The 14,786-nt window shown below is 71.1% G+C and carries 14 protein-coding genes; 4 read left to right on the top strand and 10 right to left on the bottom strand.

The genetic code is table 11. The features are described 5' to 3' along the window. The 7 genes from VGR37_07350 to sufC form a co-directional block, all read right to left on the bottom strand. On the bottom strand, positions 1-676 hold a 676-nt coding region (locus VGR37_07350; GenBank protein ID HEV2147202.1), incomplete at its 3' end, for an NYN domain-containing protein. A 21-nt stretch (positions 677-697) separates the two neighbouring features. Further along, the gene (locus tag VGR37_07345; GenBank protein ID HEV2147201.1) at positions 698-1,162 is read right to left on the bottom strand and encodes an SUF system NifU family Fe-S cluster assembly protein; all 465 of its coding nucleotides are present in this window, start codon (positions 1,160-1,162) and stop codon (positions 698-700) included. A gap of 233 nt (positions 1,163-1,395) precedes the next feature. After that, complete coding sequence (locus VGR37_07340; GenBank protein ID HEV2147200.1) at positions 1,396-2,676, bottom strand: cysteine desulfurase; 1,281 nt, start codon at positions 2,674-2,676, stop codon at positions 1,396-1,398. Positions 2,677-2,772: 96 nt separating this feature from the next. Further along, positions 2,773-3,090 (bottom strand): non-heme iron oxygenase ferredoxin subunit, encoded by a 318-nt coding sequence (locus VGR37_07335; GenBank protein ID HEV2147199.1) that lies wholly within the window; start codon positions 3,088-3,090, stop codon positions 2,773-2,775. A 2-nt stretch (positions 3,091-3,092) separates the two neighbouring features. Then, positions 3,093-4,442 carry a Fe-S cluster assembly protein SufD gene (gene sufD, locus VGR37_07330; GenBank protein HEV2147198.1) on the bottom strand — a complete coding sequence of 450 codons (1,350 nt, stop codon included), beginning with the start codon at positions 4,440-4,442 and terminating at the stop codon, positions 3,093-3,095. 113 nt (positions 4,443-4,555) lie between these two features. After that, positions 4,556-5,965: a Fe-S cluster assembly protein SufB gene (sufB, locus tag VGR37_07325; protein ID HEV2147197.1), complete on the bottom strand. Its 1,410-nt coding sequence runs from the start codon at positions 5,963-5,965 to the stop codon at positions 4,556-4,558. A gap of 80 nt (positions 5,966-6,045) precedes the next feature. Further along, positions 6,046-6,813 carry a Fe-S cluster assembly ATPase SufC gene (gene sufC, locus VGR37_07320; GenBank protein HEV2147196.1) on the bottom strand — a complete coding sequence of 256 codons (768 nt, stop codon included), beginning with the start codon at positions 6,811-6,813 and terminating at the stop codon, positions 6,046-6,048. A 317-nt stretch (positions 6,814-7,130) separates the two neighbouring features. Here sufC and VGR37_07315 point away from each other — a divergent pair, with 317 nt between their 5' ends. Next, entirely contained in the window at positions 7,131-7,997 is an 867-nt protein-coding gene (locus VGR37_07315) for a patatin-like phospholipase family protein (GenBank protein HEV2147195.1), read from the top strand. Positions 7,998-8,228: 231 nt separating this feature from the next. Here the strand turns inward: VGR37_07315 and VGR37_07310 are convergent, their stop codons facing one another. Next, positions 8,229-8,699, bottom strand: coding sequence for a hypothetical protein (locus VGR37_07310; protein ID HEV2147194.1), 471 nt, complete (start codon positions 8,697-8,699; stop codon positions 8,229-8,231). Positions 8,700-8,882: 183 nt separating this feature from the next. Between VGR37_07310 and VGR37_07305 the strand changes: the two genes are divergently transcribed. Continuing rightward, positions 8,883-9,896, top strand: coding sequence for an LLM class flavin-dependent oxidoreductase (locus tag VGR37_07305; protein ID HEV2147193.1), 1,014 nt, complete (start codon positions 8,883-8,885; stop codon positions 9,894-9,896). An 80-nt stretch (positions 9,897-9,976) separates the two neighbouring features. Then, on the top strand, positions 9,977-10,477 hold the full coding sequence (locus tag VGR37_07300; protein HEV2147192.1) for a vitamin K epoxide reductase family protein: 501 nt from the start codon (positions 9,977-9,979) through the stop codon (positions 10,475-10,477). Positions 10,478-10,541: 64 nt separating this feature from the next. On the opposite strand, the gene VGR37_07295 is transcribed toward VGR37_07300, so the two are convergent. Together VGR37_07295 and VGR37_07290 are read right to left on the bottom strand one after the other, a co-directional pair. Next, positions 10,542-11,165, bottom strand: coding sequence for a nucleotidyltransferase domain-containing protein (locus VGR37_07295; GenBank protein HEV2147191.1), 624 nt, complete (start codon positions 11,163-11,165; stop codon positions 10,542-10,544). A 243-nt stretch (positions 11,166-11,408) separates the two neighbouring features. Further along, positions 11,409-13,796: a glutamine--tRNA ligase/YqeY domain fusion protein gene (locus VGR37_07290; GenBank protein ID HEV2147190.1), complete on the bottom strand. Its 2,388-nt coding sequence runs from the start codon at positions 13,794-13,796 to the stop codon at positions 11,409-11,411. Positions 13,797-14,117: 321 nt separating this feature from the next. Here VGR37_07290 and VGR37_07285 point away from each other — a divergent pair. Continuing rightward, the coding region (locus tag VGR37_07285; GenBank protein ID HEV2147189.1) for a DUF5715 family protein at positions 14,118-14,786 on the top strand (669 nt) is incomplete at its 3' end.

Genomic DNA, 14,786 nt, shown 5'->3' with positions numbered 1-14,786 from the left:
GCTCGCGCCGGATCCCGGAGTAGCTGCGCGCCTCCCGCTCGATATACCGGCGGATGCTCTCGATGGGAATGAACTCGTCCGCCGCGTCCAGCAGCTCGTCGCTGGCGCGGTAGCGGGCGTTCCGGAAGGCCTCCTCCGCCTGGGTGGAGACCACCGCCACCCGCACGCCGCGCTCCGCCACCGCGTCCACCAGCGGGACGAAGTCCCCGTCGCCCGAGACCAGCACGATGCGGTCCACCTTGTCGGCCAGCGTGAGCATGTCGATGGCCAGCTCCAGGTCCAGGTCCGCCTTCATCCGCGGCGGCCGGTCCGGGTCCTCCTCGTCCGGCGACATCACCCGCACCGGCTTGCGGACCACCCGGTAGCCGTTGCGGTTCAGGAAGCGCCAGAAGGCCCGCTCGCCGTCGCGCTGCTGCTCCATCTCGCGCTGCTTCGTCTGCGGGTCCGGCGTGTTGGTGAGGCGGACGTAGCGGGCGATGGCGGAGTCCTCCCACTCGCCGGTGTAGAAGTAGGCCCGCACCAGGATGGCGCCCTCGGAGAAGTACCGCAGCAGCTTGCTGTAGTCCACCCGCAGCCCGAACGACTCGTAGGTGGCGTAGCGGAAGTTCCAGCCGTCGATGAAGACGGCGACCCGCTGGTACGGCGCGCCCCCGGCGGGCCCCTGTTGTTGCGTCACTCTGTCCGTCCTCGGTTGGGTCTACGTGTCCTGGCCGCCGGCACCGAGCCTCCGCTCCGCCTCGTGCAGCGCGTTCCAGGCGAGCATCGCGCAGCGCACGCGAACGGGGAACTTGGCGACCCCGGCCAGGGCGCGCAAATCCCCCAGGGCGCGGTCCTTGGCCGCCTCGGGATCGCCGTGGAGCATCTCCTTGAAGCGCTCCGCCAGCGCGTCCGCTTCCACGAGCGACCTTCCGGCCACGAGCTGGGCCATCATCGACGCGGCGGCCTGCGAGATGGAGCACCCCTGCCCCGCGAAGCGCACCTCCTCCACCGTCCCGTCGCGGACGCGGAGCTGCAGCACGATCTCGTCGCCGCAGGTGGGGTTGTTCATCCGGACCTCCACGTCCGGCGACTCCATCTCGCCGCGATGCCTGGGGCGGCGGTAGTGGTCCAGGATCAGCTCCTGGTAGAGGGCGCCGAGCGCGGGTGTGCTCTTGTCGGTCATGATTCTGGATGGACTGCATGGTTTGGCCCCCTCCCCCGGCCCCTCCCCCGCAAGCGGGAGAGGGGAGCACGACTACGGCAACCGCGACCGCAGTTCGGCACCCTCGCGGAGTGACAGGGAGGGGGCGGGGGTGGTCGGAGGAAGAAGTGGATGTCTGAGCGAAGCGAGTTCACTTCTTCCGGAGACTACCCCCGCCCCCGACCGCCCGCGCAGATGAGTTACGGCCCCGCCGTTCAGTACCCGAACAGGCTCCGCGCGTGCTGCAGCCCCTCCACCAGCCGATCCACGTCGGCCCGGGTGTTGTACAGGTAGAACGACGCGCGCGCGGTGGACGAGAGCCCCAGGCGGCGCATCAGCGGCTGGGCGCAGTGGTGGCCGGCGCGAATGGCGATCCCCTGCGCGTCCAGGATGGTGGCCAGGTCGTGCGGGTGCACGTCCGCCAGGGTGAACGACACCAGCCCGGAGCGCTCCGCCGGGTCCTGCGGGCCGTAGAGCACCAGGTCCGGGACCTCCGCCATGCGCTCCAGCGCGTAGGCCAGCAGCGCGCGCTCGTGGGCCAGGATCGCCTCCCGGCCGATCCCGGCCAGGAAGTCCACCGCGGCCGCCATCCCCACCGCCCCGGCTACGTTCGGCGTCCCCGCCTCGAACTTGCTCGGGAGCGGGGCGAAGGTGCAGCGCTCCAGCTCCACCACGTCGATCATGTCGCCGCCGCCGTGGAACGGGGGCATCGCCTCCAGCACCTCGCGCCTCCCCCACAGGCCGCCGATCCCGGTGGGGCCGCACATCTTGTGGCCGGAGAAGGCGTAGAAGTCCGCCCCCAGCGAGGGGACGTCCACCGGGAGGTGCGGGGCGGACTGCGCGCCGTCCACCACCACCAGGGCGCCCACGGCGTGCGCGCGCTCCGCGATCTGCCGCACGGGGTTCACCGTCCCCAGCGCGTTGGAGACGTGGCCGAGGGAGACCAGCTTCGTCCGCTCCGTCAGCAGGTCGCCCAGCGCGGTGAGGTCCAGCCGCCCCTGGTCGTCGACGTCCAGGAAGCGGAGCCGCGCCCCGGTCCGCTGCGCCAGGAGCTGCCAGGGGACCAGGTTGGAGTGGTGCTCCAGCACGGTGAGGAGGATCTCGTCGCCCGCGCGCAGGTGGGCTGACCCCCAGGCCCAGGCCACCAGGTTCAGCGCCTCCGTGGCCCCGCGCGTCCAGATCAGCTCCGCGGTGTCGGCGATCCCGAAGAAGCCCGCCACGCGCAGCCGCGCGTCCTCGTAGGCCTCCGTGGCCCGGTTGGAGAGCTCGTGCAGCCCCCGGTGCACGTTGGCGTTGTCGCGCCGGTAGAAGCGGTCCATCGCCTCCAGCACCGCGCGCGGCTTCTGCGTGGAGGCGGCGTTGTCCAGGTACACCAGGGGGTGGCCGTTCACCTCCTGGTCCAGGATGGGGAACTCCGCCCGGACCCGCTCCACGTCGAAGGAGGTGGAGGGGGCGACGGCGGCGTCCTCCCGGTCGGCGACTGTAGGTGCGCTCATCTGGTCACGTTGAAAAAAGGCGCGGAGCCCGGCCCGCCTCGCGTACGGGTCCGGCGGCTCCGCGCCTGGAGGTTCACTCGGGCCGGAGCCCCTCGTCTACGCCGACACGTCGACGTAGACCGCGTCGTCCTCGACCCTGCACGGGTACACCGGGATGGGGCGCGTGGCGGGGAGGGACTTCGCCTCGCCGGTGCGGATGTCGAACTGCGCCCCGTGCCACTCGCAGGCGATGGTGCAGTCGTCCGTGTCCAGCTCCCCGTTGGAGAGCGGGAACTCGCGGTGCGAGCACCGGTCCGCGAAGGCGTACACCGTCCCCTCCACGTTGGCGAGGCAGACCCGGACGCCCTCCGCCTCGACGCCCACCACCTCCCCCTCCGGCACCTCCTTCAGCGCGGCCACCCTGACGAACGCCACCGTCAGATCCCCCGGGCGCCGATCTTCCGCTCCACGGCGCGGACCAGCTCCTCGCGGACCTCGTCCAGGGGGAGCTGCACCAGCACCTCGCCGAAGAAGCCGAACACCACCAGCCGCACCGCCTGGGCCTTGGGGATCCCGCGGCTCAGGAGGTAGAAGATCTCCTCCTCGTCCAGCTGCCCGACGGTGGCGGCGTGCGAGCAGCGTACGTCGTCCGCCTGGATCTCCAGGTTGGGGAGCGAGTCCGCCCGGGCCTCGCCGCTGAGGATCAGGTTGCGGTTGGTCTGGTAGGCGTCGGTGCGCTGCGCCTTGGGGTGCACCCGGATCAGGCCGCGGAACACCGAGCGCCCCCGCTCCATCAGCGCGCCCTTGTAGAGCAGGTTGCTGGAGGCGTGCGGGGCCACGTGGTCCTGCAGCGTCTGGTGGTCAAAGTGCTGCGAGCGGTCGGCGATGTAGAGGCCCAGCAGGTCCACGTGCGACCCGGGCCGGGTGAGCCGGCAGCGGACGTCGCTGCGCGACAGGTCGCCGCCCAGCGCGAGCGCCAGCGTGGTGGCCCGCGCATCGCGCCCCGCCACCACCCGCTCCGTGGACAGGTTCACCACCCCCGCGCCCCACCGCTGCACCGCCACGTAGTTGACCTTCGCCCCCTCCTCCGCGAACACCTCCACCGTGGAGAGCGCGAAGGTCTGCCGGTCGAAGTCCGGCGAGAGCGCCTCGTCCACCAGCGACAGCTCCGCGCCCTGCTCGGCCACCACCAGCACGCGCGGGAACACGGAGCTCCCCGCCTCCGAGATCCAGCGGTAGGAGCGGAAGGGCGCCTCCACCCGCACGTCCCGGGGCACGTACAGGAAGAGCCCGCCGGTCCAGAACGCGGCGTTCAGCGCCGCGAACTTGCCGTCCTCCACCGTCACCGCGGTGCCCAGGTAGCGGCGCACCAGCTCCGGGTGCTCGCGGACCGCGGCCTCCAGCGAGGTGAACACCACCCCCTGCGCGCGCAGCTCCTCCGGCAGCTCGCGCAGCGTCACGGAAGCGTCCGCCTGCACCAGGCGCCCGGCGACGGCGCCCGCCTCCGCCATGGCGGCGCGCAGCCCCTCCGGGAGCTCCTCCGCCGAGGCCGCCGGGCGGACCTCGTCCGCCAGGGCGAGCCCCTCCAGCTTCAGCACGGAGCCGATGTCCGTGTACCGCCAGTCCTCGCTGCGGGTGCTCGGCATCGGCGCGTCGGCGAAGGCGTCGTGCCCCGCGAGACGCGCCTCCTGGAGCCACTCCGGCTCCGTCTTCCGGGCCGAGAGGATCTTCACCTCGTCACGGGTGAAGACGCCGGTCGGCTCGGTTGCGATCCCTGTATCTGCCACGGAATGGTCTCTGGTCTGTCGTTGGTGCCAGCGAAAGAGCGAACAGGGAGCAGGAGCGGCCTGCGGACGGCGAAGCGCCTGCGGGCCGGTTCCTGCTCCCTCTCCGTTGTCCCCTATCCGACGGAGCCTTCCATCTCGAGCTCGATCAGGCGATTGAGCTCCACCGCGTACTCCAGCGGGAGCTCCTTGGCGATGGGCTCGATGAAGCCGCGCACCACCATGGTGGCCGCCTCGTCCTCCGAAAGGCCGCGGCTCATGAGGTAGAAGAGCTGCTCGTCGCCGATCTTGGAGACGGTGGCCTCGTGGCCGATGGAGGCGTGCTCCTCCTCGATCTCGATGTACGGGTAGGTGTCGGTGCGCGCCTCCTCGTCCAGCAGGAGCGCGTCGCACTCCACGTTGCTCCGCACGTGGTGCGCGCCCTTGTCCACCTTGAGCAGCCCCCGGTACGAGCTGCGCCCCGACCCCCGGGAGATCGACTTGGAGACGATCCGCGACGAGGTGTTCGGCGCCATGTGGACCACCTTGCCGCCCGCGTCCTGGTGCTGGCCGGGGCCGGCGTAGGCGATGCTGAGGATCTCGCCGCGCGCGCCCTCGCCCATCAGGTAGCAGGACGGGTACTTCATGGTGAGCTTGGAGCCCAGGTTCCCGTCCACCCACTCCATGGTGGCGTGGGCGCCCACCCGGGCGCGCTGCGTCACCAGGTTGTACACGTTGTGCGACCAGTTCTGGATCGTCGTGTACCGGCAGCGGGCGTTGTCCTTGACGATGATCTCGATGACGCCCGAGTGGAACGAGTCCTGGGAGTACGTGGGGGCGGTGCACCCCTCGATGTACTGGACCTCGGCCCCCTCCTCCACGATGATCAGCGTGCGCTCGAACTGCCCCATGCTCTCCGCGTTGATGCGGAAGTACGCCTGGAGCGGCATGTCGAGCTTCACCCCCTTGGGGATGTAGACGAACGACCCGCCGGACCACGTCGCCGTGTTCACCGCGGCGAACAGGTTGTCCCGGTACGGGACCACCGTGCCGAAGTGCTCGCGGACGATGTCCTCGTGCTCACGGAGCCCGTCGTCCATCCCCTTGAAGATGACGCCGGCCTTCTCCCACTCCTCGCGGAGCGAGTGGTACACCACCTCGGACTCGTACTGGGCGCCGGCGCCGGCCAGGAACTTCCGCTCCTGCTCCGGGATACCCAGCCGCTCGAAGGTGTTCTTGATGTCCTCCGGGACCTCGTCCCACGTCCGGCCCACCTTCTCGGAGGGGCGGATGTAGAAGTAGATCTTGTCGAAGTCCAGCCCCGAAAGGTCGCCGCCCCAGGTGGGCCAGGGCCGCGACTGGGCGTGCTTGAGCGCCTTGAGGCGCGTCTTCAGCATCCACTCGGGCTCCCCCTTCTGGCGGGAGATCTCGCGGACGATCTCCTCGTCGAGCCCCTTGCGGGACTTGTAGAGGTACTTTTCCGGGTCGCTGAACCCGAACTTGTATTCGTCGAGCCCGATCTGGGCGACGGCTTCGTTCTGCGGCATGTCCTTCCTCCCGTGAACCAGTGCGAAGTGCGGGGTGCGAAGTGCGCCCCACTCCGCACTGCAGAGCTCACCTCATGTGTTCAGACTACCGCGGTGGCGCCGCGGACCCAGTCGTAGCCACGCTCCTCCAGCTCCAGCGCCAGCTCGGCTCCGCCGGAGCGGATGATGCGCCCGTCCACCATCACGTGCACCCGGTCGGGGGTGATGTAGTTGAGCATCCGCTGGTAGTGCGTGATCAGGAGCACCGTCATCCCCGGGTTCTGCTCCTTGATCCGGTTGATCCCGGCGGTGACGACCTTGAGCGCGTCGATGTCCAGCCCGGAGTCGGTCTCGTCCATGACGGCCAGCTCCGGCTCCAGCATGGCGAGCTGCAGGATCTCGTTGCGCTTCTTCTCGCCGCCCGAGAACCCCTCGTTCACGGAGCGCAGCGCGAAGGCCGGGTCCATCTCCAGCATCTCCATCTTCCCTTCCAGCTCGTCCTGGAAGTCGAAGATGTCCACCTCTTCGCCGCGCTTGGCGTTCAGCGCCGTGCGCATGAAGTTGGCGACCGAGACGCCCGGGATCTCCACCGGGTACTGGAAGGCCAGGAAGACGCCGGCGCGGGCGCGCTCGTCCGGCTCCATGTCCAGGACGCTCTCGCCGCGGAACAGGATGTCGCCGTCGGTGACCTCGTAGGCCGGGTGGCCGGAGATCACCTTGGAGAGGGTGCTCTTCCCGGAGCCGTTGGGCCCCATGATGGCGTGGATCTCCCCGGCGTTCAGCTCCAGGTCGACGCCCTTCAGGATCTCCGTCCCCTCCTCCGCGATCTCCGCGTGCAGGTTGACGATCTTCAGCAGCGGCTCGGACATGCTTCCTCTTCTCCCGTGGACCGTACCCCGGCGACGCCGGGGGCGAGTTATGTCGTTGCTACACCGGACGTTATAATTCGGTCGCCCGGAGCCCGATCAGTTTTGGAGAATGATTCTTCTTATCAACTCTGCAACGTAGACCGCGCCCCGGCCCGTGTCAAGACTGGCGCGGGCCGGGCAAAATGGACGCGGGGTGCGTGCCGCCCCGGGCCGGCTGGCCCACGGGTTGCACCGTGCGCCCGTGGTGGGGCGTCCTGGCCCGGTGCCCGCCCGGGGGCACACGCTGCCCCGCGAACACTCTGCGCCGAGGTCCCGTCGTGAGCACGAACGAGATCGCTCTCCAGCCCCCGCAGCCCTCCGGCTCCCCCCGCACCGTGCTGGTGCTGGGCGGGGGCGGGATGAAGGGGATCGCGCACATCGGCGTCTGGAAGGCGCTGGAGGAGGCGGGGGTCCGTCCGGACGCCATCATGGGGACCAGCATCGGGGCGCTGATCGGCGCCGCGATCGCGGGGGGCTACGGGTGGCGCGAGCTGGCGGAGATCGCCCGCAAGCTCACCAAGGACGACATCGTCGCCATCAACCGGCGGGCGGTGTTCTTCGGCGGGGTGCGCGAGGACGCCGTCTTCGTGGGCGACCACTTCCGGAAGTACATCGAGAGCATCCTCCCGACCAGCTCGTTCGCGGAGATGAAGCACCCCTTCCGCCTGAACACCGTGTCGCTGGTTTCCGGCGAGGAGGTCTGGTTCGGGACGGGGTGCCGGCAGGACCTGTCGGTGGCGGACGCGGTGTACGCCTCCTGCGCGCTCCCCATCTACTTCCCGCCCTGCAGGACCGGGGACGGCGACTACCTGGTGGACGGGGGGGTGCTGGACGTGTTCCCGGTTCGCAAGGCGGAGGCCTGGGGGGCGGAGCGGATCATCGGGGTGGACGTGGGGTCGGAGTTCCTCCCCCCGGCGGACGACTTCTTCGACCGGGGGATGATCGCCATCCACGACCGGGTTCTCAACCTGAACCTGCGCGACCAGCGCTCCCGGTGCCTGGACGGGTACGACGGCCCCCCGCTCCTGTACGTCCGCCCGCTCGTGGGGCACCTGGGCGGCTGGGACTTCGACCGCACGCAGTTCTTCCTGGAGGAGGGCTACCGCGCCACCCGCCAGGCGCTGAAGGAGCAGGAAGCCGCGTAGGCTGCATCGCGTCGGGTCGGCAGGGGAGCGGGACGCAGAAACAGCAGGGGCTCACGCAGGGGAAGCAGAGGAAACAGGGGACTGCTCCTGCTTTTCCTCTGCTTCCCCTGCTTCCTCTGCGTGCCTCCCGCCGTTCCGCACTCCCCTACCGCAGATCCTTGCGAGGGACGCAAGCGGCACGGGGTCGCTCCGGGTCGGGGTCGGCGAAGGGCGTCCGGCGGCGCGCGGGCGTCAGGTCACGGGCGCGGGCGAGTCGACCGGGGGCGAGGGGGTGACAGCCGGGGCGTTCCGCCCGGCGGGGTCCATCGCGGCGAAGTAGCGGGTGTAGATGAGCATCAGCCGCTGCGTGGACTCCGGCTCGGCGCGGGAGAGCAGGGTGACGATCTCGTCGCGCTGCGCCAGGATGGCGCTCAGCTCCCGGCGCCGCACCGGGTCCTCCACCTGTCCCATGCTCGCCTGCAGCTCCGTGAAGAAGCCGGTCATGAGCTGCCGCGATCGCTCGTAGTTGCTGCGCAGCGACTCCGCGAGGGCCGCCCCCAGCACCCCCTCCATCCGCGCGAAGTGCAGGTCCCGCCGCACCGCTTCCATCTCCGCCGCGAGGGCCCGCGCCCGCGTCCGCTGCGGGAAGAACCCCGCCGAGAACGCGACGGCGAGTGCGACGAGCGCGGCCACGGCCGCGGCGATCATCTGGTTTCGCGACATCCGCGAGGGCTCCTGTGGCATGGGGTCGGGAAGAACGGCGCCGGGCAAGGGGCATACTACCACCCGCACTAGAAGCCGCGAAAGTGCGCCCGGCCCTTGCCCGCCCCGCCCGCTGCCTCCAACATGCGCCGCCGTATCGCACTTCGCACTCCCGCACTCTCGCACTCTCGCACTCCCTCACCCATGCCCCTCGTCCTCGGAGTCGTCGACCAGTCGCCCGTCCGCAACGGAGGCACCGCCGCGGACGCGCTCCGCGAAACGCTGGAGCTGGCGCGCGCGGCGGAGCGGCTCGGCTACGCGCGCTACTGGCTGGCGGAGCACCACAGCACCAACTCGTTCGCGGGCTCCGCGCCGGAGGTGCTGATCCCCATGGTGGCCTCGGCCACGCGCACGATCCGGGTGGGCTCCGGGGGCGTGCTCCTGCCGCACTACTCGCCGCTCAAGGTGGCGGAGCAGTTCCGCGTGCTGGAGACGCTCTTCCCCGGCCGGATCGACCTGGGGATGGGGCGGGCGCCGGGGGGCGACCCGCTCACCGCGGGCGCGCTGCGGTACGGCCGCTCCGTCCCGGTGGAGGCGTTCCCGCAGCAGGTGGAGGAGCTGGCGCGCTGGCTGGCCAACGAGGACTTCCCGCGCGACCACCCGTGGCGGCGCGTCCGGGCGATGCCGCGGGGCCCGGGTGTGCCGGAGCTGTGGATCCTGGGCTCCGGCGGGGAGGGCGCCCGGCACGCCGCGGAGCTGGGGTGCGCCTACTCGTTCGCGCAGTTCATCAGCGGCGAGGACGGCGCGGCGGCGGTGCGGGGATACCGGGAGCGCTTCCGCCCCTCGGCGCGGCTGGCGGAGCCGCGGGCGAGCGTGGCCGTGGGCGTGGTGTGCGCCGAGACGCGGGAGGAGGCGCACCGGCTCTCCGCGAGCATGGAGGCGTGGCGGCGCCGGATCATGCGCGGCTACGACCGGGGGATCCCCTCGCCGGAGGACGCGCTGGCGGAGCTCGGAGCGGGGTGGTCCCCGCCCCCGCCGGAGCTGCCCGGGGCGCGGACGATCGCCGGCGACCCGGCCACGGTGCGGGACGCGATCCTCGGCACGGCGGAGCGCTACGGGGTGGAGGAGGTCATGGTGGTCACCGTCACGCACGACTTCGGCGCGCGGCTGCGCTCGCACGAGCTGGTGGCGGAGGCGATGGAGCTGCGGGGGCGCTGAGCGGCGCCGGTCCATCTGCACCCGGGGGACGGATTTTGCATCCCACCCGGGGCCGACGACCCGATCCTGGAGGAGAGCGCATGAAACCAGCGGAGCTGAGCCACGAGCTGCGGACCGGAGATGGAGAGCACCTTCGCGCCCGCCGGAGGGTGCTCGGGCTCGCCCTCGGGGCGGCGGGCTGCATGGGCGTGATCTCGCTCTACCAGATGGGGATCGTCCGCCACCTCCCGGAGCCGCCGATCCCCCGGCTCAACGCCGACAAGGTGGACGCCTCGTCGGAAGCCTACGCGCACCTGAACGCACCGGACGCCGTGCTGGGCTTCGCCAGCTACGCGGCCACGATGGTGCTTGCGGCGACGGGTGGGACGGACCGGGTGCAGACGATGCCGTGGATCCCGCTCGCCATGGCGGGGAAGGTCATGGGCGACGCGCTGCAGGCGGGGCGCCTGACGGTGGACCAGTGGACGAAGCACCGGACCTTCTGCGGCTGGTGCCTGGTGGCGGCGGGACTGACCTTCGCCACCGTGCCGGCCGTGCTGCCGGAAGCCCGCGCTGCCTGGCGCCAGGTGCGGAGCCGCTGATCGGGAGGGGATTCGCGCGGGGCGGCGAGCGCCCCCCGGATCCGCCGGCTTCGAGGGTGTGTGCCTAGCCATCGTGCGCATCCGCTGGCGGAGCAGGACGCTGTCTCGACTCCAGGCGCGAGAGCAGGCTTTCGGGCCTCCGCCCGTGGAGGACCACCGCATCCGACAGCATCTCTCGCCAGAACGGGTCGTCGGTCCGCGCGAGCCGCAGGACGTCCGTGCCGCTGACCGGCACGACGGAAATCGTCACACGGTGCTCCCGTTCCACACCCGCCAGCTCCTCCCGGAACGTGTCGGCGGCCCGTTCCGCGGCCCCGTCCTCGTCCACGACCAGCAGGAGGTCCAGGTCGCTGCCGGCCCGATCTTCGCCTCGGGCCACACTTCCGAAGACCCAGACCGCCAGCGGAGGAGGATCGAGTTGTCGTGCCGCTCGCGCGATACGGTCGTAAAGGGCGCTGATGCGCTGATCCTCTGCACGGAAGAGCTGGATCAACATCGCCGCGACCGGGTGGCTGGCGTCGAGCTGGTAGGCGGCTGCACGTCCCTGCCCGTAGACCCTGAGCAGGTCCGCCCGGCCGAGGACGCGGAGCACGTTGCGAACGGACTGGTCGGTCACGCCGGTTCGCCGGGCCAGCAGCGTGGTCGTGAGCTCCCCACCATGAAGAGCGAGCTCGCGCAGCACCCGCACGGAGGCGTCGGTCCCGAGCAGGGTCGAGACCGGGTAGCGGAGAAATCCTTGTGGGGATGTGCGCACGAGGCGAGCCGCGCTGGGGGTCCGAATAGCCGACATGTCCCAAATACATTTTGGATATCCAAAATGTATCACCCACAAGAATGGCACGCAAACGCCGGGTCAGGTCAACACGCCGGCAATGCGCGAAGGGCGCCCCAACGGGACGCCCCTCCACTTCCGACGCGCTCTCACGGCCTGCTATGCGCCCAGCCGCTCCTCCAGCAGCCCGCGCACCACCTCGGGGTTCGCCTTCCCCCCGCTCTTCCGCATCACCTGGCCGACGAAGAAGCCCAGCAGCCCGGTCTTCCCGCCGCGGTACTCCTCCACCTTCCCCGCGTGGGCGGCCAGCACCTCGTCCACGGCGGGAGCCAGCGCGGCGGCATCGCTCACCTGGCGCAGCCCGCGCTGCTCCACCACCAGGGCCGGATCGGCGCCGGTCTTCGCCATCTCCGCCAGCACCGTCTTCCCCGCGCTGCTGGAGATGGTCCCGTCGTCGACCAGCGCGATCAGCACGCGCAGCTCCGGCGGGCCGAAGGCGATCTCGTTGATCCCGTGCTCCTTGAGTACCCAGAGCAGGTCGTTGACGATCCAGTTGGCCGCGCTGCGGGCGTCCGCGCCGGCGCGCACCGTTCCCTCCAGCAGCTCCGCGAAGGCGACGCTCCGGGTCAGCACGTCCGCGTCCTCGGGGGAGAGCCCCAGCTCGTCCACGAAGCGCGCGCGCATCGCCTCCAGCTCCGGCGAGCGCGCCGCCTCGGCGGGGGCGGGAGACTTCGTCTTCGCGCGGTCCTCCCCGGCCGCGGCGGGCTCCTTCCGCGCCTCCCGCTTCCGCTCGCCGCGCGCGGGCGCCTCCGGCTGCGGCGCGGCGGCCGCCTGCTTCGCCCAGGTGTCCCGCAGCGTCACCGTGCGGTTGAAGACCAGCGCGCCCGGCCGGGAGTCCACCGGGTCGCTGACGAAGTAGCCCAGCCGCTCGAACTGGTAGCGGCTCCCCGGTGGGTCGTCGCCCACGCCGGGCTCCACGCGGGCGCCCCGCACCGTCACCAGAGACTCGGGGTTCAGGTACTCCTTGAAGTCGGCCGGCCCGGCGTCCGGGTCCGGCACGCTGAAGAGGCGGTCGTAGAGCCGCACCTCGCAGGGGAGGGCGTGCGCCGCGGACACCCAGTGGATCGTCCCCTTCACGGTGCGACCGTCCGGGGCGCTGCCGCCGCGGGTGGCCGGGTCGTAGGTGCAGCGCAGCTCCACCACCTCGCCGTGCTCGTCCTTCACCACCTCGTCGCAGCGAATGAAGTAGGCGTAGCGGAGCCGCACCTCGCGCCCCGGGGCCAGGCGGTGGTACCCCTTCGGCGGGTCCTCCATGAAGTCGTCGCGCTCGATGTACAGCTCGCGCGAGAAGGGGAGCTCCCGGCTCCCCTCCTTCGGGACGTCGTGCGGCCAGAAGGGCGCGTCCAGCGCCTCCGTCTCCCCCTCGGGATAGTTGGTGAGGGTGACCTTCAGCGGGCGCAGCACGCACAGCACCCGCGGGGCACGCTGGTTCAGGTCGTCGCGGACGGCGAACTCCAGCTTGCCGACGTCCACCCGGCTCTCCGTCTTCGCCACGCCGCTCCGCTCCCAGAAGGCGCGGATGGCCTCGGGGGTGACGCCCCGGCGCCGCAGCCCGGCCAGCGTGGGGAGCCGCGGGTCGTCCCACCCGCTCACGAAGCCGCCGCTCACCAGCTCCAGCAGCTTCCGCTTGCTCATCACCGTGTAGTCCAGGTTCCCGCGCGCGAACTCGTACTGGCGCGGGCGCGCCGGCTCCCCGCCCCCGGCGCGCACGAAGTCCCGCCACCCGTCCACCACCCAGTCGTAGAGCGGGCGGTTGTTCTCGAACTCCAGGGTGCAGATGGAGTGCGTGATCCCCTCGATGGCGTCCTCGATGGGGTGCGCGTAGTCGTAGAGCGGGTACAGGCACCAGCGGTCGCCGGTGCGGTAGTGGTGCGCGTGGCGGATGCGGTAGAGCACCGGGTCGCGCAGGAGCATGTTGGGCGAGGCCAGGTCGATCCTGCCCCGGAGCACGTGCTCGCCGTCCCGGAACTCCCCGGCCTTCATGCGGCGGAGGAGGTCCAGGTTCTCGGCCACGCTCCGGTCCCGGAAGCGGCTCGGACGGCCCGGCTCGGTGACGGTGCCGCGCAGCTCGCGGATCTCCTCCTCGCTGGAGCTGTCCACGTACGCCCGGCCCTGCTCCACCAGGAACTCGGCCAGGGCGTACATCCGGTCGAAGTAGTCCGAGGCGTAGTACAGGTGCTCGCCCCAGTCGAAGCCCAGCCACCGCACCGTGTCGATGATGGACTCCACGTAGTGGACGTCCTCCGTCTCCGGGTTGGTGTCGTCGAAGCGCAGGTGGCAGCGCCCCCCCGTCTCGGCCGCGATGCCGAAGTTCAGGGCGATGGACTTGGCGTGGCCGATGTGCAGGTAGCCGTTGGGCTCGGGCGGGAAGCGGGTGACGATGGTGTCGTGCTTCCCCGCCCGCCGGTCCTCGGCGACGATGGCGCGGATGAAGTCCAGCCCCGCGCTCGGGGGGGCGGCATTGTCGGCCTGGGTCGGGGTCTTCACGGCGAATCTGCGGAACGCGTGGGTCGAAGGACCGCGCGGCCGCCTTCGGGCTGCGCCGTCCAGAGGCTGACAACTTACTGCCGTCGGCCAGCCGATCAAAGCCGCAGGCACGCCGGCACCGTCTCGGCGGTGCCGCCGGGCCTGCCCGACCACGCACAAACCGTTTGTTTGCAGGCACCTGCGCCGTGTCAAGGCCTCGCGCGAAGAAACATTTCTTTGTATATTAGGTACGTCAATCCGCACCTCATCGACGAACACACGAACACCGGTCCCCGGGACGGGGCCCGCACGCGTCCGTACGCTTCGCCACGGGAGATCTACATGCTGAGACCTGCCACCCTGCTCCTTGCGCTCTTCGCCACCCTGGCCGTGCCGGCCCGGGCGGACGACGGCGCGACGCTGCGCGGCTCGCCCAGCTCCATGGTCCGCCAGAACCAGGTGGCGAAGCAGAACGACTTCTCCTTCCTGCGCACCGGGAGCCAGGTGCGCGAGTTCGTGGAGAAGGGACACCTCGTCCGGCTGGAGGGCGACGCCAACTACCGCGTCAACGACGGGGTGTCGTACCCGTACGCCCGCCCCGAGATGCGGACCTTCGTGGAGCGGCTCGGCGCGCAGTACCGCGAGGGGTGCGGGGAGAAGCTGGTGGTCACCAGCCTGACCCGCCCGCTCGCCAACCAGCCGGGGAACGCGCACGCGCTCTCGGTGCACCCCACGGGGATGGCGGTGGACTTCCGGATCAGCCAGAACCCCCGCTGCCGCGCCTGGCTGGAGGGCACGCTGCTCTCCCTGGAGCGGAAGGGGCTGCTGGACGTGACCCGCGAGCGCACCCCGCCGCACTACCACGTGGCCGTGTTCCCGGACAGGTACGGGGCCCACGTGGAAAAGCTGCGCGAGGACTCGATCGCCGCGGCGAAGGCCGCCGAGCGCTCCGCGAAGGCCGCCCCCGCGCCCTCCCCGGCTCCGGCTGCGCCGGCCCCGGCCGCCGTGGCC

The organism is Longimicrobiaceae bacterium (genome assembly GCA_035936415.1).
In the GTDB taxonomy this organism is placed as follows: domain Bacteria; phylum Gemmatimonadota; class Gemmatimonadetes; order Longimicrobiales; family Longimicrobiaceae; genus JAFAYN01.
Note: the sequence above shows the minus strand (reverse complement) of the source record. Positions and strands in the feature narration are given on the sequence as shown.

Coding starts and splice junctions, on each gene's coding strand:
- VGR37_07345 (HEV2147201.1), bottom strand. CDS start 1,162: ATGACCGACAAGAGCACACCCGCGCTCGGCGCCCTCTACCAGGAGCTG.
- VGR37_07340 (HEV2147200.1), bottom strand. CDS start 2,676: ATGAGCGCACCTACAGTCGCCGACCGGGAGGACGCCGCCGTCGCCCCC.
- sufB (HEV2147197.1), bottom strand. CDS start 5,965: ATGCCGCAGAACGAAGCCGTCGCCCAGATCGGGCTCGACGAATACAAG.
- sufC (HEV2147196.1), bottom strand. CDS start 6,813: ATGTCCGAGCCGCTGCTGAAGATCGTCAACCTGCACGCGGAGATCGCG.
- VGR37_07310 (HEV2147194.1), bottom strand. CDS start 8,699: ATGTCGCGAAACCAGATGATCGCCGCGGCCGTGGCCGCGCTCGTCGCA.
- VGR37_07305 (HEV2147193.1), top strand. CDS start 8,883: ATGCCCCTCGTCCTCGGAGTCGTCGACCAGTCGCCCGTCCGCAACGGA.
- VGR37_07300 (HEV2147192.1), top strand. CDS start 9,977: ATGAAACCAGCGGAGCTGAGCCACGAGCTGCGGACCGGAGATGGAGAG.